At 63.9% G+C, this 25,043-nt stretch carries 23 protein-coding genes; 7 read left to right on the top strand and 16 right to left on the bottom strand.

What is annotated here, in order from left to right:
- The first annotated feature begins 72 nt into the window (after positions 1-72).
- The 4 genes from C7I87_RS27445 (at position 73) to C7I87_RS27430 (ending at position 4,090) form a co-directional block, all read left to right on the top strand.
- Positions 73-720, top strand: a complete 648-nt coding sequence (locus tag C7I87_RS27445; RefSeq protein WP_149907164.1) for a hypothetical protein — start codon at positions 73-75, stop codon at positions 718-720.
- Between the two features lie 31 nt (positions 721-751).
- Positions 752-1,486: a 16S rRNA (uracil(1498)-N(3))-methyltransferase gene (locus tag C7I87_RS27440; protein ID WP_149907243.1), complete on the top strand. Its 735-nt coding sequence runs from the start codon at positions 752-754 to the stop codon at positions 1,484-1,486.
- Positions 1,487-1,630: 144 nt separating this feature from the next.
- Entirely contained in the window at positions 1,631-3,004 is a 1,374-nt protein-coding gene (locus C7I87_RS27435; RefSeq protein WP_149907163.1) for a glutamate--cysteine ligase, read from the top strand.
- Positions 3,005-3,094: 90 nt separating this feature from the next.
- Positions 3,095-4,090 carry a DUF937 domain-containing protein gene (locus C7I87_RS27430; protein WP_149907162.1) on the top strand — a complete coding sequence of 332 codons (996 nt, stop codon included), beginning with the start codon at positions 3,095-3,097 and terminating at the stop codon, positions 4,088-4,090.
- Between the two features lie 161 nt (positions 4,091-4,251).
- Here the strand turns inward: C7I87_RS27430 and C7I87_RS27425 are convergent, their stop codons facing one another.
- Entirely contained in the window at positions 4,252-4,542 is a 291-nt protein-coding gene (locus C7I87_RS27425) for a DUF1127 domain-containing protein (RefSeq protein ID WP_019860034.1), read from the bottom strand.
- Positions 4,543-4,719: 177 nt separating this feature from the next.
- On the opposite strand from C7I87_RS27425, the gene C7I87_RS27420 reads away from it, so the two are divergent.
- From C7I87_RS27420 to C7I87_RS27410, 3 genes are all read left to right on the top strand, one after another.
- Positions 4,720-5,676 carry a LysR substrate-binding domain-containing protein gene (locus tag C7I87_RS27420; protein WP_149907161.1) on the top strand — a complete coding sequence of 319 codons (957 nt, stop codon included), beginning with the start codon at positions 4,720-4,722 and terminating at the stop codon, positions 5,674-5,676.
- Between the two features lie 72 nt (positions 5,677-5,748).
- Entirely contained in the window at positions 5,749-7,395 is a 1,647-nt protein-coding gene (gene xseA / locus C7I87_RS27415) for an exodeoxyribonuclease VII large subunit (protein ID WP_149907160.1), read from the top strand.
- Positions 7,396-7,399: 4 nt separating this feature from the next.
- Positions 7,400-8,518 carry a DmpA family aminopeptidase gene (locus tag C7I87_RS27410; RefSeq protein ID WP_149907159.1) on the top strand — a complete coding sequence of 373 codons (1,119 nt, stop codon included), beginning with the start codon at positions 7,400-7,402 and terminating at the stop codon, positions 8,516-8,518.
- 66 nt (positions 8,519-8,584) lie between these two features.
- Here C7I87_RS27410 and C7I87_RS27405 read toward each other — a convergent pair whose 3' ends face one another.
- The 15 genes from C7I87_RS27405 to C7I87_RS27335 form a co-directional block, all read right to left on the bottom strand.
- Positions 8,585-8,836 carry a DUF768 domain-containing protein gene (locus tag C7I87_RS27405; protein WP_149907158.1) on the bottom strand — a complete coding sequence of 84 codons (252 nt, stop codon included), beginning with the start codon at positions 8,834-8,836 and terminating at the stop codon, positions 8,585-8,587.
- Between the two features lie 400 nt (positions 8,837-9,236).
- Entirely contained in the window at positions 9,237-9,926 is a 690-nt protein-coding gene (locus C7I87_RS27400) for an SDR family NAD(P)-dependent oxidoreductase (protein WP_149907157.1), read from the bottom strand.
- Between the two features lie 375 nt (positions 9,927-10,301).
- Positions 10,302-11,648, bottom strand: coding sequence for an NAD(P)/FAD-dependent oxidoreductase (locus tag C7I87_RS27395; protein ID WP_149907156.1), 1,347 nt, complete (start codon positions 11,646-11,648; stop codon positions 10,302-10,304).
- A 250-nt stretch (positions 11,649-11,898) separates the two neighbouring features.
- The gene (locus tag C7I87_RS27390) at positions 11,899-12,744 is read right to left on the bottom strand and encodes an SMP-30/gluconolactonase/LRE family protein (RefSeq protein ID WP_149907155.1); all 846 of its coding nucleotides are present in this window, start codon (positions 12,742-12,744) and stop codon (positions 11,899-11,901) included.
- Positions 12,745-12,747: 3 nt separating this feature from the next.
- Positions 12,748-14,538 carry a CoA-transferase gene (locus C7I87_RS27385; RefSeq protein ID WP_149907154.1) on the bottom strand — a complete coding sequence of 597 codons (1,791 nt, stop codon included), beginning with the start codon at positions 14,536-14,538 and terminating at the stop codon, positions 12,748-12,750.
- On the bottom strand, positions 14,538-15,554 hold the full coding sequence (locus tag C7I87_RS27380; protein WP_149907153.1) for a hypothetical protein: 1,017 nt from the start codon (positions 15,552-15,554) through the stop codon (positions 14,538-14,540). The genes C7I87_RS27385 and C7I87_RS27380 overlap by 1 nt, the downstream gene beginning before the upstream one ends.
- Positions 15,551-16,339, bottom strand: a complete 789-nt coding sequence (locus C7I87_RS27375) for an enoyl-CoA hydratase/isomerase family protein (RefSeq protein ID WP_149907152.1) — start codon at positions 16,337-16,339, stop codon at positions 15,551-15,553. Before C7I87_RS27375 ends, C7I87_RS27380 begins: the two co-directional genes overlap by 4 nt.
- 2 nt (positions 16,340-16,341) lie before the next feature.
- Complete coding sequence (locus tag C7I87_RS27370; protein WP_149907151.1) at positions 16,342-17,547, bottom strand: CaiB/BaiF CoA transferase family protein; 1,206 nt, start codon at positions 17,545-17,547, stop codon at positions 16,342-16,344.
- 21 nt (positions 17,548-17,568) lie between these two features.
- On the bottom strand, positions 17,569-18,354 hold the full coding sequence (locus C7I87_RS27365) for an SDR family NAD(P)-dependent oxidoreductase (RefSeq protein WP_149907150.1): 786 nt from the start codon (positions 18,352-18,354) through the stop codon (positions 17,569-17,571).
- Between the two features lies 1 nt (position 18,355).
- On the bottom strand, positions 18,356-19,351 hold the full coding sequence (locus tag C7I87_RS27360) for an ABC transporter permease (protein WP_149907149.1): 996 nt from the start codon (positions 19,349-19,351) through the stop codon (positions 18,356-18,358).
- Between the two features lie 4 nt (positions 19,352-19,355).
- Positions 19,356-20,888 carry a sugar ABC transporter ATP-binding protein gene (locus C7I87_RS27355; RefSeq protein WP_149907148.1) on the bottom strand — a complete coding sequence of 511 codons (1,533 nt, stop codon included), beginning with the start codon at positions 20,886-20,888 and terminating at the stop codon, positions 19,356-19,358.
- Positions 20,878-21,861, bottom strand: a complete 984-nt coding sequence (locus tag C7I87_RS27350) for an ABC transporter permease (protein ID WP_149907147.1) — start codon at positions 21,859-21,861, stop codon at positions 20,878-20,880. The genes C7I87_RS27355 and C7I87_RS27350 overlap by 11 nt, the downstream gene beginning before the upstream one ends.
- Positions 21,862-21,932: 71 nt before the next feature.
- Positions 21,933-22,964 carry a sugar ABC transporter substrate-binding protein gene (locus tag C7I87_RS27345; RefSeq protein ID WP_149907146.1) on the bottom strand — a complete coding sequence of 344 codons (1,032 nt, stop codon included), beginning with the start codon at positions 22,962-22,964 and terminating at the stop codon, positions 21,933-21,935.
- A 27-nt stretch (positions 22,965-22,991) separates the two neighbouring features.
- Positions 22,992-23,843 (bottom strand): IclR family transcriptional regulator, encoded by an 852-nt coding sequence (locus tag C7I87_RS27340; RefSeq protein WP_149907145.1) that lies wholly within the window; start codon positions 23,841-23,843, stop codon positions 22,992-22,994.
- The gene (locus tag C7I87_RS27335; RefSeq protein WP_149907144.1) at positions 23,843-24,985 is read right to left on the bottom strand and encodes an ABC transporter substrate-binding protein; all 1,143 of its coding nucleotides are present in this window, start codon (positions 24,983-24,985) and stop codon (positions 23,843-23,845) included. Before C7I87_RS27335 ends, C7I87_RS27340 begins: the two co-directional genes overlap by 1 nt.
- Between the last annotated feature and the right edge of the window lie 58 nt (positions 24,986-25,043).

The raw sequence follows: 25,043 nt of genomic DNA, 5'->3' as shown, positions 1-25,043 counted from the left end.
CATGAAAACGGTGAAACGAGCGATATCATGCCGTCAGTATTGCAGCCAAGATGCGTATCCCAGGAGAAAACTATGCCACTGCAGAACCGGGTCGATCCGTTCGGCGCCATCCATGCCGTGCCGGAGCGCGGCCTGTTCACTGGCAACCGCGGCATCATCCACGACCCCGCTACAAAGACTCTCCTGAAAAAGCACTGGGCGCTTCAAGCCTGGATCACCTGCGTGTGCCAATTCCGCAATGTGCGGCGCGAGCCGATGGGCCGCAATCGGCCCGGTGGCAAGGCCGGCTGGACCGAATTGTTTTTCCTCGACGAGGTAACGGCGCTGGCGGCCGGGCATCGCCCCTGTTTCTTTTGCCAGCGTGACCGCGCTAGGGATTTTGTCGCCCGCTTCGGCCAAGCCTTCGGTATTGCCGAGCCACGCGCCCCGCAGGTGGACAAGCGGCTGCACAAGGAGCGGCTGGCGTCGGGCGGCAAGCGGCCGGCCGTCGCAACGGATGCGCTTGCCAGCCTGCCTGACGGCGCGATGATCGCAGCCGGCGGCGACGCCTATGCCTTGCGCAAAGGCAACGCGTTGCCATGGGCTTTTCCTGGATACGGCCCGCCAACCAGCCTTGATCGGCTCAAGGACGAGACGCTTGTGCTGCTGACCCCGGAAACGACGCTTGCCGTCCTGCGCCATGGCTTTCAACCCGTGTGGCATCCTTCCGCCAAGGCTTGACGCCGGCGGCCGCCTCGCCCATTCCTCGGTCATGCGCGCCAACTACAAGATGCAACGCCTGTTCGTGCCCGACGACCTCGGACCAGACATCGAGTTCGAACCCGGCCAACAGCAGAGCCATTATCTCCTGCATGTGCTTCGGCTCGCCGAAGGCGCCGAGATCCTTGTCTTCAATGGCCGCGATGGCGAGTGGTCGGCGGCGATATCAGCGAAATCAAAGCGGTCGGTGAGGCTGAAGGTATTGGCACCGCAAAGACCGCAGCCGCCCCTGCCCGATCTCATCTATTGCTTCGCGCCGCTGAAGCAGGGCCGGCTCGATTATCTCGTGCAGAAGGCAGTGGAAATGGGCGCCGGCATCCTGCAGCCGGTCATCACCCAGCACACGCAGGTGGCAAAGCCCTCCATCGATCGCCTGCGCGCCAATGTCGTCGAGGCCGCCGAACAATGCGGCATCCTTGCTGTGCCGGAGGTGCGCGAGGCGGAAAAATTCGAGCGCCTGCTGACCGGCTGGGACAAGGAAAGGCGGCTGATCTTCTGCGACGAGGACGCCTCGACCAACAATCCGCTGCCTGCCTTGCAAGCGGTAAAGGAGAAGAAGCTCGCCCTGCTGGTCGGGCCCGAGGGCGGCTTTTCCGACGAGGAGCGCAAGATGCTGCGGGCGCTCCCCTTCGTGACCGCCATTCCGCTCGGGCCGCGTATCCTGCGCGCCGACACGGCGGCGGTGGCGGCGCTTGCCGCGATGCAGGCAACAATTGGCGACTGGTAGGACGTTGTCCCTTGCAAGAGGGGTTTGCGGGCCGTGGCCTTCAATTCCTCTTGACCTGTGGCTCAGGATTTTTCGCTTGATCGGCTACTGACATTTCGTCCATTTAGCGCCGGCGGTGGTCCAACCGCCTTTGAGGGCTTGAAAATGGCGCGCGACACAACCGATTTCCGGCCCATCGAAGGCGTAGACGAGCTTGTCGAGCACCTGGCCGAAGGCAACAAGCCGCGCGAAAAATGGCGCATCGGCACCGAGCACGAGAAATTCCCGTTCTATGTCGATGGCAACGCACCGGTGCCTTACGGCGGCGAGCGCGGCATCCGCGCCATCCTTGAAGGCATGCAGAACAAGCTGGGCTGGGATCCGATCATCGATGACGGCCGCATCATCGGCTTGGTCGAGCCGACCGGCCAGGGCGCGATTTCGCTGGAACCCGGCGGTCAGTTCGAGCTCTCCGGCGCGCCGCTGGAAACGATCCACCAGACCTGCCGCGAAGGCAATGCCCATCTGGCGCAGGTCCGCGAGATCGCCGAGCCGATGGGCATCCGCTTCCTCGGTCTCGGCGGCAGCCCGAAATGGTCGCTGGCCGAGACGCCGAAGATGCCGAAGTCGCGCTATGAGATCATGACGCGCTACATGCCCAAGGTCGGCACCAAGGGCCTCGACATGATGTACCGCACCTGCACGATCCAGGTGAACCTCGACTTCGAGAGCGAGGCCGACATGCGCCGCAAGATGCAGGTGTCGCTGAAACTGCAGCCGCTGTCGACGGCGCTGTTCGCCAACTCGCCCTTTACCGACAGCCGGCCGAACGGGCTGCAGAGCTGGCGCGGCGATATCTGGCGCGATACCGACAACCAGCGCTCGGGCCTGCTCGAATTCTGCTTCTCGCCCGATTTCGGTTTCGCCGACTATGTCGAATGGGCGCTCGACGTGCCGATGTATTTCGTCATTCGCGACGGCCGCTATCACGACATGACGCATGTCACCTTCCGCCAGTTCATGGCCGGGACCGCGCGCAACGAGGTGCCGGACGGGCTGCCGACGATGGGCGACTGGGCGAACCATCTGTCGACGCTGTTCCCCGACGTGCGGCTGAAGCGTTTCCTGGAAATGCGCGGCGCCGATGGTGGGCCGTGGCGGCGCATATGCGCGCTGCCGGCCTTCTGGGTCGGGCTGCTTTACGACGAGGCGGCGCTCGACGCGGCCGAGGCATTGACGTCGAGCTGGACCTACAGCGAAGTGCTGGCCATGCGCAACGCCGTGCCTGAACTCGGCATTTCCGCGCCCTTCCGCAACACCACGCTGCGCGAGGTCGCCCGCGACGTCATGGCCATTTCACGCACCGGGCTGAAGAACCGCGGCAAGAAGAACCGCGACGGCTACGATGAAACCTCGTTCCTCAACACGCTCGACGAGGTCGTGGCGCGTGGCACTACCAGCGCCGAGGAGATGCTGTCGGCCTATCACACGCGCTGGGGCGGCTCGATCGAGCCCGTATTCATGGAATATGCCTATTAAACCCGCGCATTAACGAGCGGCAAAAGCCGCTTCAATCGGGCGTTGAAACGAATTAGGCTCTCTTCCGAGGATTTGCCGGAGGAGAAGCCGATGCCTACCTTGTTCGACATGCTGACGCAGGCCCAGAACGGCAATGGCATGCAGGCGCTTGCCCAGCAATACGGGCTTTCGATGCAGCAGACGCAGGCGGCGGTCGCCGCACTGCTGCCGGCCTTTTCGCAGGGGTTGCAGCGCAACACTGCCGATCCCTATGGGCTCGGCGCCTTCATGACGGCGATGGCAAGCGGCCAGCACGCGAAGTATTTCGAGGATGCGACGCGCGCCTTCTCGCCGCAAGGCGTCGAGGAAGGCAACGGCATTCTGGGACATCTGTTCGGTTCGAAGGATTTGTCGCGCGCCGTGGCCAGCCAGGCGGCGCAAGCGAGCGGCGTCAGCCAGCAAGTGCTGCAGCAGATGCTGCCCGCGATCGCCTCGATGGTGATGGGCGGACTGTTCAAGCAGACGACAAATCAGATGCAGGCCGCGGCTGGTCTTGGTAGTGGCGGCAACAATCCACTGGGAGAGATCATCGAGCAGATGATGCGGCAAGGCGGCATGCAGGCGTCGCAACAGCGCCAGGCGCCGCCGCCTCAGAGCCCCATGGATAGTCCGCTCGGCAAGGTCTTGCAGGACATGTTCGGCGGCGGCTCACCGCAACCGCAAAGTCAGCCGCAGCCGGCACCCAATCCCTATGGCGACAATCCGCTCGGCAAGGTGCTGCAGGACATGTTTGGCGGCAGCGCGCCGCAGCAGCCACAAAGTCGGCCTCAGCCCCAGCAGCCACAGAGCCCCTACGGCGACAACCCGCTGGGGAAAATCTTCGAGGAGATGCTGCGGCAAGGCGGGGGCTTCGGCCTGCCCGGCGGACAGCCGGCGCAGGAACCTCAAGCGCCGCAGCCGCAGGCCAATCCGAGCGGCCGGCCAAGGAACCCGTTCGACGACATTTTCGGCAAGATGTTCGAGACCGGTGCCCAGCAGCGCGACGACTACCAGAAGGGCGTCGAAACGATCTTCGACCAGTTCAAGCGGGACATGGACCGGCGGTAGCCACCCGGCCTTCAGCAAACCCCAAAAGAAAAGCCCGGTCCTTGGGAGGACCGGGCAGCGTGCAGGCGGGCCGGCGGGGAACCGGCAGGGAGTGGGGAGCCTGCATGAACCTTGGTCGCGCTGCACCGCAAAAAGGTTCAACGGGACCGAAACTGAACCAATCAGGCCACCTTGCGGGCGATATCCTCGATCGTTTCCACGCGATCGCTGGCGATTTCACGCAGGATCGCCGTCGGGTCGCGGCCAAACGGCACGTCAATAGCGACATGCAGGTCGGCGCGCGTCAGGCCGATATCGGCGAGCTCGGCGTCCGACATCTCACCAAGACGGTAGAACGCCCGGCGGTTTTTCCACGCGCGGTAAAAATTGAAGACCGTGTTGGCCACGCGCATCGCAACGGCCGGACGCGAGGTGATGCGCGAGGTCTCGGTGGCGAAATCGATCGTGGTCATGTCGGTCTCCTTCAGACTCGAACAGACGAAACCCGACGATCGGCGCTGATGACAGCGGCCGTTCCGGCTTCGATTCACATGCCTTCATGTGGACAACGCCAATTTGCCATCGACCGATTGATTAATCCAACGAATGTTTTTAATCTTTGGCATCAACACTAGTGATGGATTGGACCGATGAAAGCGCCGCTCGATCTGGATCAGTTGCAGACCTTCATCTCGATCGCCGACACCGGCAGCTTCACGCGCGCAGCGGAAGAGGTGCACCGGACCCAGTCGGCGGTGTCGATGCAGATGCGCCGGCTGGAGGAGCGGATCGGCAAGCCGCTGTTCGAGAAGGAGGGGCGCAGCAACAGGCTGACGGAGGAAGGCGACAAGCTGCTCTCCTACGCAAGGCGGCTGCTCTATCTCAACCGCGAGACGCTCGCCGCCTTCGACGACCAGCGGCTCGAAGGCACGATCCGCATCGGCACGCCGGACGACTATGCGGACCGTTTCCTGCCCGAGATCATGGCACGGTTCACGCGCTCCAACCCGCGCGTCGAACTGACCGTCATCTGCGAGCCGACGCCGGGGCTTGTCGAACACATCAAGCGCGGCAATCTCGACCTGGCGCTGGTGACGCACAATGATGTGCGCGGCCAGTCGGAAGTCGTGCGGCGCGAACCGCTGCTGTGGGTCTCCTCCGCCAATCATGCGACGCACGAGCAGGAAACGCTGCCGATGGCCTTCGGTCGACCGAACTGCATCTGGCGGCGCGCCGCCGTCGACGTGCTGGACCAGCAGAACCGCGACTATCGCATCCTGTTCACCAGCTTCTCGGCGACCGTGATCGCCGCCGCCGTGCTGTCCGGCCTGGCGGTCTCGGTGCTGCCGGAATGCGCGCTCAGACCCGGCATGCGGGTGCTGGGCGAAGCCGACGGGTTTGGCGCCCTGCCCGACTGCCGCATCGGCATCATGCGCGGCCAGACCTCGCGGCCGGAGATCGTCGATGCGCTTGCCCGCCATATCTCGGAAAGCCTGGACAACATCTCGATCCCGCTTGGCGAGGAGACGGGAACGTTCGATTTCGCGGCACTTGCCTTCGCCAAGATGAAGCGGAGCAAGCCGAACCAGATCCTGCCGGGCTGGTAAAAACCGGATCATGAATATCGGGCCTGACACGGCCGCCTTGACGCCGGCGTCCAACCAGCCCCCAATCGACCGATGAGCGAAGCAGCATCCGAATCACGCACCAACGCCACCGAATACACGGTGAGCGAAATATCAGGCGCGCTGAAGCGTACGGTCGAGGACGTCTTCGGCAATGTGCGGGTGCGCGGCGAAATCTCGGGCTATCGCGGGCCGCATTCCTCCGGCCATGCTTATTTCGCGCTGAAGGACGACCGCGCCCGGCTCGACGCCGTGGTGTGGAAAGGCACGATGAGCCGGCTGAAATTCCGTCCCGAGGAAGGGATGGAGGTGATCGCCACCGGCAAGCTCACCACCTATCCCGGCAAGTCCAACTACCAGATCGTCATCGACAATCTGGAGCCGGCAGGCGCCGGGGCGCTGATGGCGCTGCTGGAGGAGCGCAAGCGCCGGCTGCAGGCTGAAGGGCTTTTCGATGCCGGCCGCAAGCGCCGGCTGCCGTTCATGCCGCGCGTCATCGGGGTTGTCACCTCGCCGACCGGATCCGTCATCCGCGACATCATCCACCGCATCAAGGATCGCTTTCCCCTGCATGTGCTGGTCTGGCCGGTGCGGGTGCAGGGCGACACGGCGAGTGCGGAAGTGACCAATGCCGTCACCGGGTTCAACGCGCTGGCATGGGACAGTTCCATCCAGCGTCCCGATCTGCTGATCGTCGCGCGCGGCGGCGGCAGCCTGGAAGATCTCTGGGGCTTCAACGACGAGGCACTCGCCCGCGCCGTCGCCGCCTCGGGCATTCCGGTGATTTCGGCCGTCGGGCACGAGACCGACTGGACGCTGATCGACCTTGTCGCGGATGTGCGGGCGCCGACACCGACGGGCGCGGCCGAAATCGCCGTGCCGGTGAAGGCAGACCTCGAAGCGACGCTGGCCAGCCTCGGCGCACGGCTCAAGGCCGCGGTTCTGCGCAATTTCGAGCGCAAGCGGCAGGCAGCCCGGGCGGCGGCGCGTGCGCTGCCCTCTCCCGATCAATTGCTGGCGCTGCCGCGCCGGCGCCTGGACGAGGCGACATCGAGGCTCGGTCGTGGCCTCATGGTTTCCACCGAGCGCAAGCGAGCACGATTCTTTGCCGTAAAATTGACACCGGCAATGCTGTCGCAGCGGATTGCCGAGGCGCGGCGCACCAACGACCGTAACCTTTTGCGGGCGCAAGGGGCCCTGCGCACTCTGGCGAGAAGCCGGCGCGCGGAGCTCAATCGTGCCGCGGATCAGTTGCCAAAATGCGCCAAGGCATCGCTGCGGCGGCACAGGCAGCAATTGGCTTTGCTGCAGGGCCGCATCACGATCGAGCCGACAGCCCGACGGCAACGTGTGCAGAGGGATTTGCTGACGGCTTTGACGAGACGCGGCGGCCAGGCGATGCTGCTCAGGCTGGAGCGGTTGCGCGGCCGCATCGTCCAGGCCGACCGGCTGATGGCGACGCTTTCGCACAAAGCCGTCCTGGCGCGCGGCTTCGCGCTGGTGAAGGATGCCGAGGGCGCCGTCATCAAGCAGGTCGCCGACGTGGCGTCGGGGATGGCGCTTTCGCTGGAGTTCGCCGATGGCACGGCGGATGCGGTGGCGACCAGTGGCGCGGCGCGGCCGAAGCCCGCTGCCAGGCCCGCGGCCAAGGCCCCAGTTGCCAAGGCTAAAGAACACGGCAATCAGGGATCCTTGTTCTAAGAGCATGGCCGACAATCAGCACCATCTGGCAACGCCGTCCGGCAAGCCGCGCGCGCGAAGCTTCAATATCGGCTTCGACGGAACGCCTGGGCCGTTCAATGCGATCACCGACGTGTCTGGGGTCGCGGTCGGCTATGCGACGCTGATATCGGGCGATGGCGCGCTCGTCGTCGGCAAGGGACCGGTCCGCACCGGTGTCACCGCGATCCTGCCCAGGTTGCGCGCCGAGCTGGCGACCCCGGTCTTTGCCGGCATTTTCAGCCAGAACGGCAATGGCGAGCTGACCGGCTCGCACATCATCGAGGAAACCGGCGCCTTCAACTTCCCGATTACCGTCACCAACACGCATTCCTGCGGCGTTTCGCGTGACGGCACACTACGCTGGATGAACCAAGTGCTGCCGGCGGCCGTCGACAGCGCCTGGGGCCTGCCGGTGGCGGCGGAGACCTATGACGGGTTTCTCAATGACATCAACGGCCACCATCTGACATCGGAGCATGTCGCCGAAGCCCTTGATGGCGCCGCCAGCGGTCTGATCGAGGAAGGCAGCGTCGGCGGCGGCACAGGCATGATCACCTTCGGCTTCAAGGCCGGTTCCGGCACGGCCTCGCGCATCGTCGCATGGCAAGGGCGCACCTACATGGTCGGCGCCTTCGTGCAGTCGAATTTCGGCAAGCGGCACAATTTCACCATTCGTGGCCTGCGCGCCGGTTCCGAACTAACCGAACCGGCGATCCGCGAAGCCACGTCGCGCGCGGAAAAGGGCTCAATCATCGCCGTCGTCGCGACCGACGCGCCTTTGCTGCCGCACCAGATGAAGCGGCTCGCCCGCCGGGTGCCGCTCGGCGTCGCCATGACCGGCGGCTTCGGCTACCACAGTTCGGGCGACATTTTTCTCGCCTTCTCGACAGCCAATCCTGCCGCTGCGCTGGGGCTGTCTGGCCGCATCGCCAGCGCCGATTTCATTCCCGATGTGGACATTGACCCGTTCTTCGATGCCGTGATCCAGACAGTGGAGGAATCGATCCTCAACGCCCTTGTCGCCAATCACGACATGACCGGTCGGGACGGGAATTTCGTGCCTGCCCTGCCGAAAGCGTGGCTCAAAGAAAAATTTGGCTGAGAAGGATGGCTGAGACGAAAACGCGGGCCGAAGCCCGCGCGTCTCGAACGGGGTTGCCCGCTTAAACTATTCCGCGGCCTTGCTGGAAGCCTGCTGGCTTTCGTCGGCTTCTGCCGCTTCCTCGAGCCGTGACGCAATGAGTTCCTTGATATCGCCGACTTCCTCCTGGATGTCTTCCAGCGGTATGCCGACCTCGGCTGCATTGGCGGCACATTCCCTGGCCAGCGTCTCGGCCTGCTTCTCGATCCTGGCGTGGGACTGGCAATGGACCTTTTCGCCGATCCATCCCCGCAAGAACTCGATCGCGTGTTCACTCATGCTGCTGTTCCCTGGCGGCAAGGCCGGTTGGTAATCATAAACGTCGGCATCCCGCAAAGGATGCATGTTCCCATTCCAGCCGAGTCGCGGCCAGCCGGCAAGCCGAAGCCGACCAGGGTCCACAGAGCCGAAGGAAATCGAGGGGTTAAGAGCATTTTCTGATTCTGAAGGACTGTACCGTTGGCGGGATCTGCCCGCTCCGAGCAATTGCTTCTACCTTTTACGGTTTCCAGTCCGTTTCGTATCTCAATGGCTGTCGCTGCAGCCGCCTTATGACGTTACGCTTCAAGGCGCGAGCCATCGAAGCCGCCGCTATATAGTGACATCCTCATACGATGTCGACTCTCCTCATGGCCTGTGCACACGAGCTATGCAAAGGTCGCATGGATCGCTGATACGGTCAGAAGTTTTCGACCCACGGCCTGAGTTCCATTTCCCAGGTCCAGGCGCTGCGGTGCTGGCGATGGATGGAGAGATAGGCCTCGGCGATCGCGTCCGGCGACAGCCGGCGATCCTGCGGTTCGGACTCCTGTCCGGACGCGGCCGAGGCAATGGCGCCGTCGATGATGAAATGCGCGACATGGATGTTCTTGGGCGCCAGTTCACGGGCCATGGACTGGGACAGCCCGCGCAATCCGAACTTGGGCATCGCAAAGCCGGCGGAGCCGGCGAACCCCTTCACGCTTGCCGTCGCGCCGGTGAAGAGGATCGACCCCGAACCTTGGGCCAGCAGCCGGCGGGCGGCCTGCTGGCCGACCAGGAACCCGCCATAGGCTCCGACCAGCAGCGCCTGACGGACCGCCTCGGGATCGAGTTCGGCAAACGGGCCGCGGGCGCGCCCGCTGGCGTTGAAAACCACCAGGGAAAGCGGGCCAGCCTGGTCGGCGACATTGAACAGACGCTCCACCGACGCTGGATCCGAGACGTCCGTTGCCACGGCCTGCGCGCCGGTTTGCGCCTGCAATGCACCGAGCTTCTCGATGTTGCGGGCAGCCAGGACAACGTGGAACCCTTCCCTGACGAGAAGACGCGCGAGCGAGGCGCTCAGGCCGGAGCCCGCGCCGGCAATGACGGCGACGTTGGATGTCATGAGACCTCTCCCCTTTCCGATGGTTGCGGCCAATAGCCGGCAAGGTGAAGTCTGCCGGATCGGCGCCGCACCGGCAACGCGCAGGGCGGAAAGAAAAATGGCCGGGCGCGAAAACGGCCCGGCCAAAAGAAGGTCATAACCTTCAGAGGGGAACACCGTTCAGCTAAATGGGAGGAAAACACCGAACGGGTTTTTCTGTTTTGAACCGATCCTTGCGCGGATACGACGAACGATTTTCCAAAATCAGCCAGAACTGCGAAAAATCCCATTCGTTCTTGCTTCAACTGGCTCAACCCGCTCCGGTTTCTGGCTGAAGCAGGGCGGCGTAATGCCGGCGCGCGACGTCGGGATGCGAGCTCAGCCGGCTTCTCAGCACTAAAGCGATGGCCCCATCTGGATACGGCTGCCGTCGCTGAAACGTGATAGGCGAAACCTTTGCAGATTGTGTCCGGTCTCGTTGCCCTGGATCAAGTCGGACAGCACGCGGCCCATGCCAGGGCCTATGCCAAAGCCGTGGCCGCTCATCCCTGTCGCGATGATGAGACCTGGAACCTTGTCGGCGCGATCGACCACCGGCACGACATCCGGCATCGCATCGATCATGCCGGCCCAGCTTGCCTTGAGCGGTACCGCCTCGAATTGCGGGAAGAGTTTCCGAAAGCCCACGTCGATGGCGCGAAGCGCCTTGGCCTCCGGAGCCGGATTGAGAACGCGCATTCGTTCGAACGGGCTTTCCTTGTCCGCCTCCCATTTACGTGGGGTAGACCAGCTGTCCGGATATGCACGCGGCGCCGCCGGCAGGTAGCGCGTGCCGAAAGGATTTGCCTTCAGGGCGGGCAGATATTTCGGTGCGTGACGCAATGCATCCGGCCCGACATAGAGCAGGTGGCTGCCTCCCGCCGCCAACGTGTATCCGCCGTCCTTTCTACGCCGGAAGGCTATGCGTTCGTCCGCGGCGGCGCCCGCATGGATTTCCGGCATCGGCATGGTCGCCGCGACGGTCGTCCGGACGCTGAGCTGCGGGATCGAGACGCCATGCGCGCGCAGGAACAGCGACGTCCAGGCGCCGCTTGCGACAAGCACGTTCGATGTGGCGATGCGGCCTCGTTCGGTCCACACGCCGCTGATGCGTCCAGCCGAGATATCGAGCATGCGTGCCGCACAATTCTCGATGATGGTGACACCCTGGCGAACGGCCAGGCGGGCAAGCGCCGGCACGGCGACCCAGGGCTCGGCACGCATGTCCGACGGCGTGGTCATGGCGCCCTTGAAGGGGCGTGACATGGCCGGGATCAGCCTGGCAGTCTCACCCCGGTCGAGGAGACGCGTGTCGACGCCATGGACCTCGGCGATCTTCAGGAACTTGGCGAAATCAGCCATGTCCTTGTCGGTGCGCGCAAGATAGGTCACGCCCGTCTGCGTCAAGCCTATGTCCTCGCCACATTCCTCGGCCAGTTGGCGCCAGAGACGCTGCGCTTCGATGACGATGGGCAGTTCGTCCGCGTCGCGGCCCTGCTGGCGGATCCAGCCCCAATTGCGCGAGGACTGCTCCGCTGCGATGCGACCCTTCTCCAGCAAAGTCACTGCTATGTTGCGCCGGGCCAGGAACAAGGCCGCGGTCACGCCGATGATGCCACCACCGACAATGACCACATCCGACGTCTTCGTCAGCGGCGCTTGAAACTGGATCGGACTGGCTTCGGTGAAAGGGAAGGTCGTCAAAGGATTGTCCTTTTCATGAGCATGGCCTTAGCGGTGGCTGGTCCCAGTGGCGCGAAAGTCGCCCGCGTTCATCGGATGCTGGCCAAGCATGAAGTGCGTCGACGAGCACTACACGACCGGTCTCGAAAATCTGCATGCCAGCTCGATGAAATTGTTGACCACCGTCGAGGCCGTTGCTCTTTGCGATACGCAGGCTTCGAGAACTGAGCTCCGGCCGGCGCTACATGACCTGGCAAAGCGGGATGGTGGCTCAGCTTCTTACGTCTCGAAGCCCCGCCAGGTCGATCTCGGTGATGTGCCAGCGGCCGAGGTTCGCGGTGTAGAGTTTGTCGCCCTTGAAGGCGATATTGGTCGGGTGCGCCAGCGTTGTCGCCGCCGGGTCCTCGATCAGCACTTCGAGGCCTTTGTCCTTGCGCCAGCGATAGATGCGACTTGGCTCGTAGCATGAGATGAACAATGAGCCGTCAGGCGCGAAGGCGAGGCCGTCCGGAACATTGCGCACGCCTTCGATGACGACTTTTCGCGGCCCTGCCGAGCCGTCGGCGAGGATCGGCACATGGCTGATGCAGGGTGCGTCGCTTTCCACGATATAGAGGCCGTTGCCATCTGGCGCCATGGCCATGCCGTTGGCGAAGGACATCGCCTCCCGGCACCAGGGGCCACCCTCGCCGGTTTTGAGATCGTAGCGGAAGATGCCCGAACGATTGTCTTCGCCGACGCTGTCCGAGACATAAAGCCAGCCCCTGGCCTCATCGACGATCGGATAGTTAGGCACGCGGATGCCGGATGACGCGAAGCGCTCCATCTGACCTGAAGCGGCATCCCGGCGGAAGATCGCGGCATGCCTGAGATCGCAGGCAAAGCAGTTGCCAGCGCTGTCGAAGGCAATGCCGAGCAGAAAGCCGTCCGTGCCGCCCATGCGCTCGACCGAGCCGCCATCCGCGGCCAGCCGCAAGAGGTCACCTGTCTCGGTGCCGCACCAGATCGAGCCATCGCGGTGGACAGCCACGCCCTCGGGATGCGCGACACGCGGGGTGGTGAAGATGCCGTCGAAAAAGACGCGCGCGGCTGACATGTCAAGCAACGGCTTTGCCATGAATCAACTCCTCGCGATGGACAGCCTTTGCTGCGCGGCGACACAGCGCTCGACCATGGCGCGGTCGGCGGCGAGAATTTCCGCGATGAGCGCGCCGCGCTGCTTGGCGCTGACGAACTCCAGGCGGCGCAGGCCGAGCGGGTCGATGCGGTGGCGCAAGGTGGCGAGTGTATCGTCGGAGGGTTGTGCGACCTCGCGGCAATCAGCATCGAACGTCACTGCAAATCCGGTGGCATCGCGGACCTGCTGCTGCGTGATTCCAGGCATCGTCTCGATGACGATCAATTCCCGGGATATCTGGTCGAGGCCGAAGACGCAGAGGTCGGTGAAGACCAGCGCCTTGCCGGTGCGATAGCCCATCGGCTCACGCTCAGCCGGCGTCAGCAGTCCACGCGCGGAACTGGCAATCTCGACCTCGTCCACCAGCGATTGGACCGAATGGCGGGGGACGTAGAGCAAATAATCGCGATGCATGTTGGCGACATCGGCCATCCCGCCTTGCCCCGGCAGCCGGATCAGGCCGCCGCTTGGCTTGCGCAGCGCGATCGTGTTGACACGCCCGCGCCGGTCGACTTGCGCCGCGCCGACGATCTCATGCGTCACCGCACCTGGCTGGTAGTAACCTGAGTAGGTGTCATCACCACCGGCATGCGCTGCGGCCGTTTCACAATCCAGGCTTTCGATCAACGACAGGATCATCGGGCTCGGAGCGACGTCGAGATGTCCGCAACTCATCGTCGCGATGATCATGTCGGGCGCGTGCGTTGCCTTGGCCAGCCGGTAGGCGACGTTGGCCAGCGGCGACACGGCGCCCGCACTGGCGAAGCTCTCATTGTCGAGCTCGGCGGCTATGCGGGCGGCGATGATCTCGTCGATGGATGCTTCCTTGTCGGCATGCACGAGACCTGGCATCGCGAGGACAGTCTCAGCGCTGACTTTCGCAGCTTGCTGCAGCGACTCCGCCACGCCTCCGGAAGGCATGCGCAAGCTGTCCGCCAGGGCTATGTCCCTTGCCGCGAATGCCTCCGACAATGCCTGATAGTCCGTGACATAGAATGGCAGGCAGGATGCCGGATAAGCGCCGCCGGGCGCCAGCGCTATGGCCGAAACCTGATTACGCGTGAGGATGCTCTGACGGCCGTCCTGCCGCAGCGCCCCGACCGGGACGATTTCCTCGACCGTCACCAGCACATTGCGCGCCGCGCCCGCCATGGCGAAGTCCAAGGCACGCGGCCCGATGATCTGCACATTGCCGCTTTCGTCGGCGCGCTGGGCATGGACGACGGACGTATCGAGCCGCAGCGGCGGGATAAATCCGGTATCTGTTCCGTTCAACGGATCAGGTCCGGCGCTTGCGCCCGGTATCCGCGCCAGCATGTCCGATCCCAGTGGCAGTTGGAACGGCATCGACGGCAGGTTCTGCTGTGCAGCCCGCAATGCCTGGATCATGGCCAGTGCCGTCCAATCGCGAACCGGAATTGCGCCGGCCTCGGCGGCCGCGCGGAACTTCGGCGGCAGGCCAAAAATATCGAGGCTGGAAAAGCAGAGGTCGATTTTCGCGACAGCATTTGCCTCGAGCAACAATTCGAGCGGCAAGCCGCCGGCCCAGCAGACGTAGTGCAAGTCCCTGACGCCGGAACGCGCGATAGCATGCAGCAAGGCGATCGGCAGCCGGGCGAAATGGTGGCCGCCTACGCCAAGCGAGTCACCCTGGCCGACCATCGCGGCCAGCCCCTCGATATCGGTGAAGCGCGGCCGGTTCGGTTTCACCAGCGACGTTGCAGACCTGTTCATTAGAGCGCGGATGCCTCGATGCGGTAGCGGGTCACGAACGGCTTTTCGGGCGAGAATTCCAGCGCCGTCGCAATGCCGGATTGGGCGATGGGATTACCGGCCAGGGCCGTCGCCGGGCCGAGCCCGAAGGGCGAGCAGATCGGCTCGATGCCGATGGCGACATGACGCCCGTTCCAGGGTGCGGCCTTGCGGCCGCGATTGGAGTACCACAGCAGAAGGCTCGGGAAGTGCTCCTTCTGCCAGGTGAGTCTCACCCGATACCCGTCAGCGTGGTTGGCGAGCGCCACGGTGCCGCCGACCCCCTCGATCTGCAACAATTCCTCGGTATCGGCGGCCAGAGGCAATCGCGAGGCGTCGGCCATCCCGCCGGCGCGCGTCGGCACGCTGATCAAGTCGGTGAAGGATTTGTCCCGGGCGAACAGTTCCGCGCCGGGTTCGACATCGTGTGGATAGGTGCCGCCTTCATCGAAGCTGCCGAGTTCCAGCGCGGCTGCACCAGGTTCTATCGGCAACCGGAACACCGGATGCAGGCCGATCGGCAGGCGGCAGGCGCGGCGAACAGCGATCTTGAACTCGATGTCGATGGCCGCCGCCGACGGATCGGGCCTCACTGTCCGTTCAACGCGTTCGATCTCGCTGCCCTGGGGATAGGCCAGCATTAGCGATAATGATCCGCTGTCGCTGTCGCGCCAAGCCCAATCATGGTTGGAGCTATGTCCATGGATTTCTTCATCGGGCGCTGGCGAACCCATCACGCGCGCCCAGTCCTCGGGCCACCCTTCGGCAGGCACCGAATAGCCGAAAGGCACGCAAGGCCATTCGCCGCGCAGCTTGCGCAGGATGCCCGGCAGCGCTTCTGCCGCAGGCTCGTTCGACCAGGGTGCGATGTGCATCGGCGAGACCTGCCGGCCATCGGCGAGCAGGAACGTGACAGGCGCCAGCATGGCGCCGAGCCGCTGTACTGTCAGCGCGCCGTGCGCCCAGCCCAGGGCGCGATAGTCGTCGCCGCTCTTCACGGCCCGGCCTTCTTCACCTTCGCAGTGCTCCTCTCGGCGAATTCCCTGACGCGCCGCTGGCCGATCTCGCCGCGGTAGAGGCCGCCCAATATGTCGCGCTCCATGGCGAGACCGGCGGCCAGGTCGCCCGAAACGGCGTGCGCCGTCAGCGTCTTCAGCCCTTCGATCGCGGCGGCAGGCTCGGCCGCGATCATTCCGGCCAGTTCCAGCGCGCGCGGCATCAACCTGTCGACGTCGACGATTTCGTTGACCAGGCCGGCATGGACGAATTCGGAGGCCGGCACGATGGCGCCGGTCATCAGCAGAAAATTGGCGCGGTTGCGACCGAGCTTGGCGACGCTGCGTTGCGTGCCGCCGCCGCCGGGGATCAGCCCGAGCTTGATCTCCGGCAGGCCGAGCTTGGCGAACTGGTTGGCGATGACGATATCGCAGCAGAGCACCAGTTCCATGCCGCCACCCAATGCAAAGCCGTTGACCGCCGAGATCACTGGCTTCGCATTGTTCTCGATCGCCGCATACATGCGCATGCCGGCCGCCTGGAACGTGTCGAACTCCGGGCCGGTCTGCGCTGCATATTCCTTGATGTCGGCGCCGGCCATGAAGCCGCGTCCCTCGCCGGTCACCACGATCGCACCGACGCCTTCGTCGACCGACAGCGCCTCGAAGGCCTCGGTGATCTCACCTTGCATCAGCCGGTTCATGGCGTTGAGCTGGTCGGCCCGGCGGAAAGTGACGACCGCGATGCGGCCTTGGGTCTCGACCGTGAGTGTCTGGTAGGCGCGCATCGTCAGGCCGCGTCCACGGTCATGTCGCCGGATGCCTCCAGCGCTTCGATCTCGTCCTTCGACAGGCCGAACTCGGCCAGGATCTCGCGGCCATGCTGGCCGACCAGCGGCGCCGGCCGCTCGATGGTCGCCGGTGTCTCGCTCATCTTGACCGCGGGCGCCACCACCCGCACCTTGCCGCCGCGCGGATGATCGTAGCTGGTGATCATGCCCATGTGCCTGACCTGAGGATCCTCTGCCGCGCGCCTTATATCCTTCACCTCGGCGCACCAGATGTCGGCTGCTAGCAGCCGCGCCAGCAGGTCATGCGTGGCGAATTTCTTCGTCTCGGCATTGACCCTCTCGAACACCTCGTCGCGCTTGTCGAACAACGTCTTGAGATCGTCGTAGACGGCAAGCTGCGGCGCCTCCAACACCTCGTACAGCGTCTTGAACGGGCTCATGGCAATCGACACGTAGCCGCCGTCCTTCGTCTCGTAGATGCCGAACGGCGCCTGCATGCCGGGATGGCCGATGCCGGAATTCGGCCGTACGAAATCCTCGCCGAGGTTGAGCACGGCGACATATTCCTGGTTGAGATGCGCCAAAAGGCCGGCGAGCAGGTTGACCTCGATCTTCTGGCCCTTGCCGGTCTTCTCGCGATAATAGAGCGCCGACAATATGCCGTAGACCATGTTCATCGCGCCGATCTGGTCGGCGAGGCCGGCGCCGGCGGGAACCGGAGCCTGATCGCCACGGCCGGTGTTGGCGATCAGGCCAGCGAGACCCTGGATCAGCATGTCCTGGCCGGGGCGCTCGACATAGGGCCCTTCCTCGCCATAGCCCGAACCCGAGCAGTAGATGATGCGCGGATTGACGGCCTTGAAGTCCTCATAGCCATAGCCGAGCTTGGCCAGCACGCCGGGGCGGAAATTCTGCACCACCACATCGGCGCTCTTGGCCATCTCCATGATGATGGCATGCACCTTGCGGCTCTTCAGATTGAGCGCGATAGAGCGCTTGTTGCGGTTCCAGGCGAGGAAGTTCGGGCTCTCCGATCCGCCCACCCATTTGGCGAAGAAGGTCATGCCACGGAACATGTCGCCGGCGCCGGCGCGCTCGACCTTGATGACATCGGCGCCCATGTCGCCGAGCAGTTGTGTGGCGAACGGCCCTTGCAGCAGATGGCTGAAATCGAGGATGCGGACGCCTTCGAGGGCCTTGTTCATGTCATGTCTCGTTTCAAAGTTTCAAAGCAGTTCGGGAACGTAGCGCGGAGCTGCGGTCAGCCCGCCGTCCACGCGCAAATCGGTTCCGGTGGTGAAGCCGGCGGCATCGGAGGCGAGATAGACCGCCGCCTCGGCCACCTCGGACGGTTCGCCGATACGGCCGAGCGGATGCATTTTCACCCAGGCCTTGGCGAGATTGCCGCCGATCTCCTTGATCAGCTTGTCGTTCATCGGCGTGTTGATGGTGCCTGGCGAGATCGAATTGACGCGGATGTTCACCGGGCCGAACTCGACCGCCATCTGACGCGTCATCGCCATCACCGCGCCCTTGGCGCCGGCATAGGCGGTCCAGCCATCCAGCCCGATATGCCCCTGTGCAGACGCCATGTTGATGATCGAGCCGGATTTTTGCGCGATCATATGCGGCAGCGCGTATTTGCAACCGCGGAAGACGCTGGTCAGGTTGACCGATATCAGCCGGTGCCATTGTTCGTCGGTCATTTCGTGCACCGGCATGCCGCCAATGGCGATGGCCGCATTGTTGACCATGATATCGAGGCGTCCGGTCTCCTTGACGGCACTGTCGATGAGGCCCGAAATATCGGCCTCCTGCGACACGTCGCAATGCACATAGTCCGCATGGTAGCCGGCCGCACGCAGTGCAGCCGCGAAGGCCTCGCCAGCGCTGTCAGCGATGTCGCCGAGGAAAACATGCGCGCCTTCGCGCGCCATCGCTTCGGCGATCGCGTGGCCGATGCCGTCGGCGGCACCCGTGATGACGGCCGTTTTTCCTTCGAGACGAGCCATGTCAGCCTCCGTTCGCACGCCGGCGTTTCGCCTCGTCGAAGGCGACCGCGGCGATGATGATCATGCCGGTGATGACCAGTTGCCACTCGGTCGGCAGGCCGAGCCCACGCAGGCCGTTGGACAGGAATTGCAGGATCAGCACGCCGAGCGCCATGCCGGTGAGGCTGCCGATGCCTCCGGCAAGGCTGACGCCGCCCAGCACCGTCGCGGCCACGACCTGGAATTCGAAATTCAGACCCGCCGTGTGCTGCGCGGAGCCAACCCGCGCGGCCAGGATGATGCCGGCAACCGTCGCCAACAGCGAACTGATGATGAAGCAGATGAATTTCACGCGCCGCACGTCGTAACCGGCCAGCCGCGCGACTTCCTGGTTGCCGCCGACGGCATAGATCTGCCGCCCGAACGGCCGGTGCTGCATCATGTAGCCGAAGGCGACGAGCAGGACGATGGCGATGACGGCCGAATAGGGGATGATGTTGAACAGGCGGCCATCCGAGAGCGCGATGAAGCTGTCGAGGCTGGCATTGTCCGGGATCGCGCGCTGGCCGGTGTAGAGATAGACGCCACCGCGCATGATGAACATCGTGCCCAAGGTCACGATCAGCGAGTTGATGCCGGCATAGGCGGTGAGGTAGCCGTTCACCACCCCGATGATCAGGCCGAACAGCAGCGCCGCACTGACGCCGAGCAGCAGCGAATTTGTGTCGTTCATGATGATGATCAGCGGCAAGGCGATGGTCGCCAGCAACGATCCGATCGAGATATCGACCTCGCCGGAAATGAAGACGATGGCGCAGCCAATGCCGGCGGTGAGCGCGAGCGAGGCCTGGCCAAGCACGTTGGTCATGTTGCGCACGGAGAAGAAATTCTCGACCGTGACGGAAAAGAAGACCAGCACCAGGAGGAGGCAGACGAGCAACGCCAGTTCCTGCCGGGCAAAGAGCCGCGCCAGCACGGATGGCTCGGTTTTGACGGAAGCGGTGTTTGCAAGGCTCATGGTCTTATCCGATCGCCGCATTGAGGATCTTCTCCTGCGTGGCTTCATCGCGCGACATGATCGCGGTCAGACGGCCCTCGCACATCACCGCGATCCGGTCGGCGAGACCGAGCAGTTCCGGCATCTCGGACGTCATCATGACGACCGCCAGGCCCTCGCCGGCGAGCCGGTCGATCAACGCGAAGATCTCCGACTTGGCGCCGACATCGATGCCGCGCGTCGGCTCGTCGACGACGATCACCTTGAGGCCGCGCATCAGCCAGCGCGAGATCAGCACCTTCTGCTGATTGCCGCCCGACAGGTTCTTCACCTGCTGGAACAGGCTGGGGGTCTTGATGCGGAAGCGGTCGACATAGTCCTGCACCGCGCGGTGCTCCTTCGCCGTGTCGACGAAGCCCATGCGCGCGAAGGCACCAAGCGAGGCGAGGCTGGCATTCTGGTAGACGGGCAATTCTCCCATCAACCCTTCGCTCTTGCGATCCTCGGTGAGCAGGCCGATGCCGAGACGCACACCGGTCCGCGTGTCATGTGGCGTGAGGCGCTGACCATCCACGCTGATCGTGCCCGCGGTGATCGGATCATAGCCGACAATCGCCTTGGCGAGTTCGGTGCGGCCCGCGCCCATCAAGCCGAAGAAGCCGAGCACTTCACCGGCGCGTGCCTCGAAGGACACGTCGTCGAGCTTCTTCGCCGTGCTGAGCTTCTCCACCGACAAGGCAATTTTGCTGCCGGCCGCGCCGCGCTGGCGGGGAAACAGATTGTCGATGCGGCGGCCGATCATATCCTGGATCAGCGTGTCGTTGGTGTGCTCGCCGACCGGCTTGGTCGAGATGTGGCGCCCGTCGCGCAGCACCGTCACCGTATCGGCGATCTCGAACACCTCGTCGAGCTTATGACTGACATAGACCACCGCGATGCCGAGGCTGGCCAGACGGCGGATGACGGTGAACAGCAGCGACACCTCATTCGGTGTCAGCGAGGATGTCGGCTCGTCCATCACCACGACGCGGGCTTCATGGGCGAGCGCGCGGGCGATCTCGACCATCTGCTGCTGGCTGACCGGCAGCGATCCGGTGCGTGCAGCCGGATCGACGTTGAAGCCGATGCGGTTGAACAAGGCGGCTGAATCGGCGCGGATTTTCTTCCAGTCGATCGAGCCCGTCTTGCCGGTCGGATAGCCCTCAAGGAAGATGTTCTCGGCAACGGTGAATTCGGAGATCAGCGCGATCTCCTGGAAGACGACCTTGATGCCCTCCTTCAAGCTGTCGCGCGGCGACTTGATGTCGACCTCGCGTCCGCGCATGCGGATCGTGCCGGCATCTTTGCCGTAGACACCGGCCATGATCTTGATCAGCGTCGACTTGCCGGCGCCGTTCTCACCCATCAGGGCATGGATCTTGCCGGGCTCCAGTGTGAAGTCGACATTGTCGAGCGCCACGACGCCCGGGAAGCGTTTGTCGATGCCGCGCAATTCCAGCGCCGGCACATCTTTTTCGATGGCCGCGCCTTCGCCGGGGTGCAGGAAATCAACGGACATTGGCTCTGTTCCGGATAATGTCGAGATAGGTTGCCAGGATGATGACGACGCCCGGCACCACCATCTGCAGGTCCTGGTTCCAGCCGAGGATGATGATGCCATTGTCGATCACCTTCAGCACCAGCACGCCGAGCAAGGTGCCGAACAGCGAGCCACGGCCGCCGAGCAGGCTGGTGCCGCCGAGGATGACGGCGGCGATGACCGTCAGTTCGAAACCGCGGCCGGCGGTCGGCTGGCCGGCATTCATTAGCGACGACAGGATCATGCCGGCAACGCCGACGCACAGGCCGGTGACGACGAAGGCAAACAGCTTGAGACGTTCGGAGCGTACGCCGGACAGGCGCACCGCCTTTTCATTGGCGCCCACCGCATAGAGGTAGCGGCCGAGCGTAGTGAAGCGCAGCGTCACATAGGCAACCACGAAGATCAGCGCCGCCAGGATGACAGGCACAGGCACCGGCCCGACATAGCCGGCGCCGAGGTCGGTGAAGCTCGCCAGTTGATTGTGGTTCTGCACCGCCTCGCGCGTGAACAGATAGACGCCGCCCTGCAGCATCATCATCGTGCCGATGGTGGCGATCAGCGAGTTCACCCGGAGCCTGGTGACGACCAGGCCGTTGAACAGGCCGACCCCGCCGGCGAAGGCAAGTGCGGTCAGCATGCCGAGCGCCAGGCTGTGGGTGGAATTCAGCACCGCCATGCCGATGCAGCCGACGAAGGCAAGCGACGCGCCGACCGACAGGTCGACCTCGGCGGTGATGATGAGCATGGTCATGCCCGAGGCGACGATCAGCACCAGCGCGCATTGGCGCAGGATGGCGATGATGTTGGCCTCCGAATAGAACTGCGGCGCCGCGATCGAGATGGCGATGCACAGCACAGCCAGAATGATACACAGCACGAGCTGGCTGCTGCCCAGCAACTGGCCGCCGATGAAACGCTTCGGTGCGGAGGCGTGTGTAAGCTCGCTCATTTCAGTCCATTCCAGACCGCTTGCCTGACACCGCCCTTCCCGCGTCACGGGAAGGGCGGTGCCGTCAGGCGTTATTGCTTCAGGTCGGCGGAGGTCTTCATGCACTTTGCCGGCGGCTGGAGCGCGTTGACGGCATCCCATTTGATGGTGCGGGTGGTGCCGTCATAATCATAGTACTTCTTCCAGTCGTCGCCGTTCATCGGCGCCGTCGGGCTGACGATGTGCTCGGGCACTTCCTCGTTGTTGAAGAGCTTGACCGCCGCGTCGATGGCGGTGAACCCTTCCTTCTCCGGGAACATCGCGGCCTCGATGCGGTAGGACGGCTCGTTCTGCATGGCGTTGATGAAGGCGAGGCCCTCGCCGCCGGTACCGACTGTCAACAGGCTATCCTGCGACTTGCCCGCCGCCTTCCAGGCTTGCAGGCCGCCAAGCGAGGACGAGTCGTTGATGCCGTAGATGATGTTGATGTCGGCATTCTTGGCGAGCGCCGCCGAAGAGACTTCGAGCGCACGGTCGGGATTGCCACCGCCGTCGAGGTCATGGACCATGACCGCATCGGGAATGACGGTCTTCAGCCCGTCCATGAAGCCGTGCGAGCGCAGCACCGTGGCTGACAGAAGCGGCAGGCCGACATTCATCACCTTGGCAACGCCGCCCAGCTTGTCCTTGGCGTATTTGCCCGCTTCGACGCCGGACATATAGCCGGTGTCGTAGTCGCAGATGGCGACCATCGTCGTCATGCCCTTGACCGGGTTGCCTTCCAGCACCACCGGGACGTTGGCGGCCTTGGCTTGACGCAGCAGCGGCACCACGCCTTCCTCGTTCACCGGGGTGATGATCAGCACGTCGACGCCCTTGGCGATGAAGTCTTCGGCCGCGGCGACCTGCTTAGCGATGTCGAGATTGGCGTCCTGCACCTCGACTTCGATGCCGAGTTCCTTGCCGTGAGCCTTCATGCCCTTGATGACGTTCTGATACCACTCATGGGTGGCGTAGTTGGTGACGTAACCGATGCGCTTGGGCATGTTTTCGGCATGCGCGGCGGCGGCGCCGAGCACCAGCATGGCGGCTGACGCAAACAGGATTGATTTGGACCAGAGCATTTTCTTCTCCCAGATTTATCGCTTTTGTTAGTCGCTGAACGGGTAATCCCGCCGTTCCGGGTCGGCACGTAAAGAGGGGGTGGATTCGGACCAGCCGAGTGCCGCCGATATCTTTTCGGCGGCGGCCTGGGTGCGTTCGAAAACGGCTTCGCGGCCAAACCGCGCCGCCTTTTGCGGCAGCAGCGGCACGGTGAGCGCGGCGATGACGGCCCCGGTGTGGTCGCGCACCGGCATCGAGATGTTGGTGCAACCTTCGACGGCCAGCGAGGCACGCATCTCGTAGCCGAGCCTCGACACTTCGTTCAGCCGCGCCTCGATTTCCGCTCGCGTGCCCTGGCCTTCGCCGGAGACAAGGATGCGCTCGACGATGCGATCGCGCTCGGTCCGGTTCGAATGGGCAAGCAGCACGGCACCCGAACTGGTTTCGAGGATCGGGAAATGCGACCCCAGCGCAACCGAGTAACGCATCGGCAGCGGGGAATCGATCTGCAGCACCACCAGCGCGTTCTGGCCTTCGCGCACCACCAAGTGGCAGCTTTGGTCGGCATTGGCGGTCAATTCGCGCATCACCGGCAGCGCGCATTCGACCAGCCGGTTTACCGGCGGATGCATATGCGCCAGTTCGAACAGCTTCAGCGACAGCCGGAAGCGGTCCGACTGGGTGCGGAAGATGTAGCCGCGCTTCTCCAGGAGAAGCAGGATGCGGTAGATTTCGTGGATGGAGCGTCCCAAGCCGGCCGCGATCTCGGTCTGGGTCAGCGGTTCGGCGCTGGAAGCCATGAACTCCAGAACGTCGAGCGCCTTGTCCACCGCCGGCACGCGATAACCGTTGCGGCCGGCTTCGCCGTCGTCGAGTGTCTCGGCAACGCTGGCGGCCATCACGCAATGCTCCGTTCCGGTTGCCTGGTTTCGCGGTAGAGGCGATTGACGCGGCCAGCGAGTTCGGACGCAGATAGCTCGCCGGCGATGGCGGCGGCGGCATGCGGCGCGCATTCGCGGAAGAAGGCGATGAAGCCCGGATGCGTCGGACGCAGATATGACGAGGCGATCGTCCGAAGCGTCGCGCTGAAGAAATCGCCTGAAAGCGCGTTGACCTCAGCGTCCTTCCAGGCGGCGAGCGATCCCGGCTGTCCGCCCGCCTTCACATAGTCGGCGCGCTGGTAGTCGGGCGAACACAGGAAGAGCGCGTAGTCGATCGCGGCTTGTTTGTGTTTCGACCGGGCGCTGACGCCGATGCCGGCGCCGCCGAGCAAGGCGCCGGAGGAGCCCGGTGTCGGCACGTCGGCAAAGCGCAGATATGGTCTGTCGGTTTTCGCCGCATAATTCACATAACCGAAGGCGAACGGCACATAGACCACGTCGTCATGGGCGATCATGTGGTCGTAGCAGCGGATCGGGTTCCATTTCGATGAGTCAGGATGCGAAAGCGCTGCCAGTTGCCGCAACTGCGCGATAGCCTGCTCGACCCGTTCCCTGGCGATGAATTGCTCGCCATCCTCCCGCGGATTGCCGAGCGTTAGAAGCATGCACATCGCATCCGTCGGGACCGAGGGCAGACCGAGCCATTTGCCGTCCTTGCGCGCAAGCCGGCCGAGTTCCAGCACCTCGTCATGCGTGCGCGGCACCGGCCCATAGCGCTCCAGCAGGTCAGGACGATAGGAAGCAACCTGGCAGGCGGCATCGATCGGCAGCGCCCACTGGCGTCCGGCCTTTTGGTAAGAGCGCCAGGACGCGCCGACTGAATCCTGTTCGAAGAAACGGATCTGCTCCGCCGACAGATAGGCATCGAACGGCACCATCAATTCGTCCTGAGCGATGTCGCCGATGAAGGGATGGTCGAAAACGACGAGATCGTAGGTGTCGAGCACCGGGCCGAGCGCACCCTCGCCGAACTCATAGAGGCTGCGGCGGTCCCATGCGATTTCCAGGCCAGGATTGCCGGCGCAATAGGGCGCGACGCTGGCGTCCAACGGACCCCAGCAACGTCGATGATCCCACGCAAGACCGCGCAGTCTTGTCATTTCAGCCAATTCCTCCCTGGAACCGGGTATTTCCACCCGGCTCGCTTTAGTAGCAGGT

This window comes from Mesorhizobium sp. SARCC-RB16n (assembly GCF_008520305.1).
GTDB lineage: Bacteria > Pseudomonadota > Alphaproteobacteria > Rhizobiales > Rhizobiaceae > Mesorhizobium.
This window is presented reverse-complemented; position numbering and strand designations above follow the sequence as displayed.

What these genes read in the sequence shown, in the direction of transcription:
- C7I87_RS27445 (WP_149907164.1), top strand. Translation starts at nt 73, where the DNA reads ATGCCACTGCAGAACCGGGTCGATCCGTTCGGCGCCATCCATGCCGTG.
- C7I87_RS27440 (WP_149907243.1), top strand. Translation starts at nt 752, where the DNA reads ATGCGCGCCAACTACAAGATGCAACGCCTGTTCGTGCCCGACGACCTC.
- C7I87_RS27435 (WP_149907163.1), top strand. Translation starts at nt 1,631, where the DNA reads ATGGCGCGCGACACAACCGATTTCCGGCCCATCGAAGGCGTAGACGAG.
- C7I87_RS27430 (WP_149907162.1), top strand. Translation starts at nt 3,095, where the DNA reads ATGCCTACCTTGTTCGACATGCTGACGCAGGCCCAGAACGGCAATGGC.
- C7I87_RS27425 (WP_019860034.1), bottom strand. Translation starts at nt 4,542, where the DNA reads ATGACCACGATCGATTTCGCCACCGAGACCTCGCGCATCACCTCGCGT.
- C7I87_RS27420 (WP_149907161.1), top strand. Translation starts at nt 4,720, where the DNA reads ATGAAAGCGCCGCTCGATCTGGATCAGTTGCAGACCTTCATCTCGATC.
- xseA (WP_149907160.1), top strand. Translation starts at nt 5,749, where the DNA reads ATGAGCGAAGCAGCATCCGAATCACGCACCAACGCCACCGAATACACG.
- C7I87_RS27410 (WP_149907159.1), top strand. Translation starts at nt 7,400, where the DNA reads ATGGCCGACAATCAGCACCATCTGGCAACGCCGTCCGGCAAGCCGCGC.
- C7I87_RS27405 (WP_149907158.1), bottom strand. Translation starts at nt 8,836, where the DNA reads ATGAGTGAACACGCGATCGAGTTCTTGCGGGGATGGATCGGCGAAAAG.
- C7I87_RS27400 (WP_149907157.1), bottom strand. Translation starts at nt 9,926, where the DNA reads ATGACATCCAACGTCGCCGTCATTGCCGGCGCGGGCTCCGGCCTGAGC.
- C7I87_RS27390 (WP_149907155.1), bottom strand. Translation starts at nt 12,744, where the DNA reads ATGGCAAAGCCGTTGCTTGACATGTCAGCCGCGCGCGTCTTTTTCGAC.
- C7I87_RS27385 (WP_149907154.1), bottom strand. Translation starts at nt 14,538, where the DNA reads ATGAACAGGTCTGCAACGTCGCTGGTGAAACCGAACCGGCCGCGCTTC.
- C7I87_RS27375 (WP_149907152.1), bottom strand. Translation starts at nt 16,339, where the DNA reads ATGCGCGCCTACCAGACACTCACGGTCGAGACCCAAGGCCGCATCGCG.
- C7I87_RS27370 (WP_149907151.1), bottom strand. Translation starts at nt 17,547, where the DNA reads ATGAACAAGGCCCTCGAAGGCGTCCGCATCCTCGATTTCAGCCATCTG.
- C7I87_RS27365 (WP_149907150.1), bottom strand. Translation starts at nt 18,354, where the DNA reads ATGGCTCGTCTCGAAGGAAAAACGGCCGTCATCACGGGTGCCGCCGAC.
- C7I87_RS27360 (WP_149907149.1), bottom strand. Translation starts at nt 19,351, where the DNA reads ATGAGCCTTGCAAACACCGCTTCCGTCAAAACCGAGCCATCCGTGCTG.
- C7I87_RS27355 (WP_149907148.1), bottom strand. Translation starts at nt 20,888, where the DNA reads ATGTCCGTTGATTTCCTGCACCCCGGCGAAGGCGCGGCCATCGAAAAA.
- C7I87_RS27350 (WP_149907147.1), bottom strand. Translation starts at nt 21,861, where the DNA reads ATGAGCGAGCTTACACACGCCTCCGCACCGAAGCGTTTCATCGGCGGC.
- C7I87_RS27345 (WP_149907146.1), bottom strand. Translation starts at nt 22,964, where the DNA reads ATGCTCTGGTCCAAATCAATCCTGTTTGCGTCAGCCGCCATGCTGGTG.
- C7I87_RS27340 (WP_149907145.1), bottom strand. Translation starts at nt 23,843, where the DNA reads ATGGCCGCCAGCGTTGCCGAGACACTCGACGACGGCGAAGCCGGCCGC.
- C7I87_RS27335 (WP_149907144.1), bottom strand. Translation starts at nt 24,985, where the DNA reads ATGACAAGACTGCGCGGTCTTGCGTGGGATCATCGACGTTGCTGGGGT.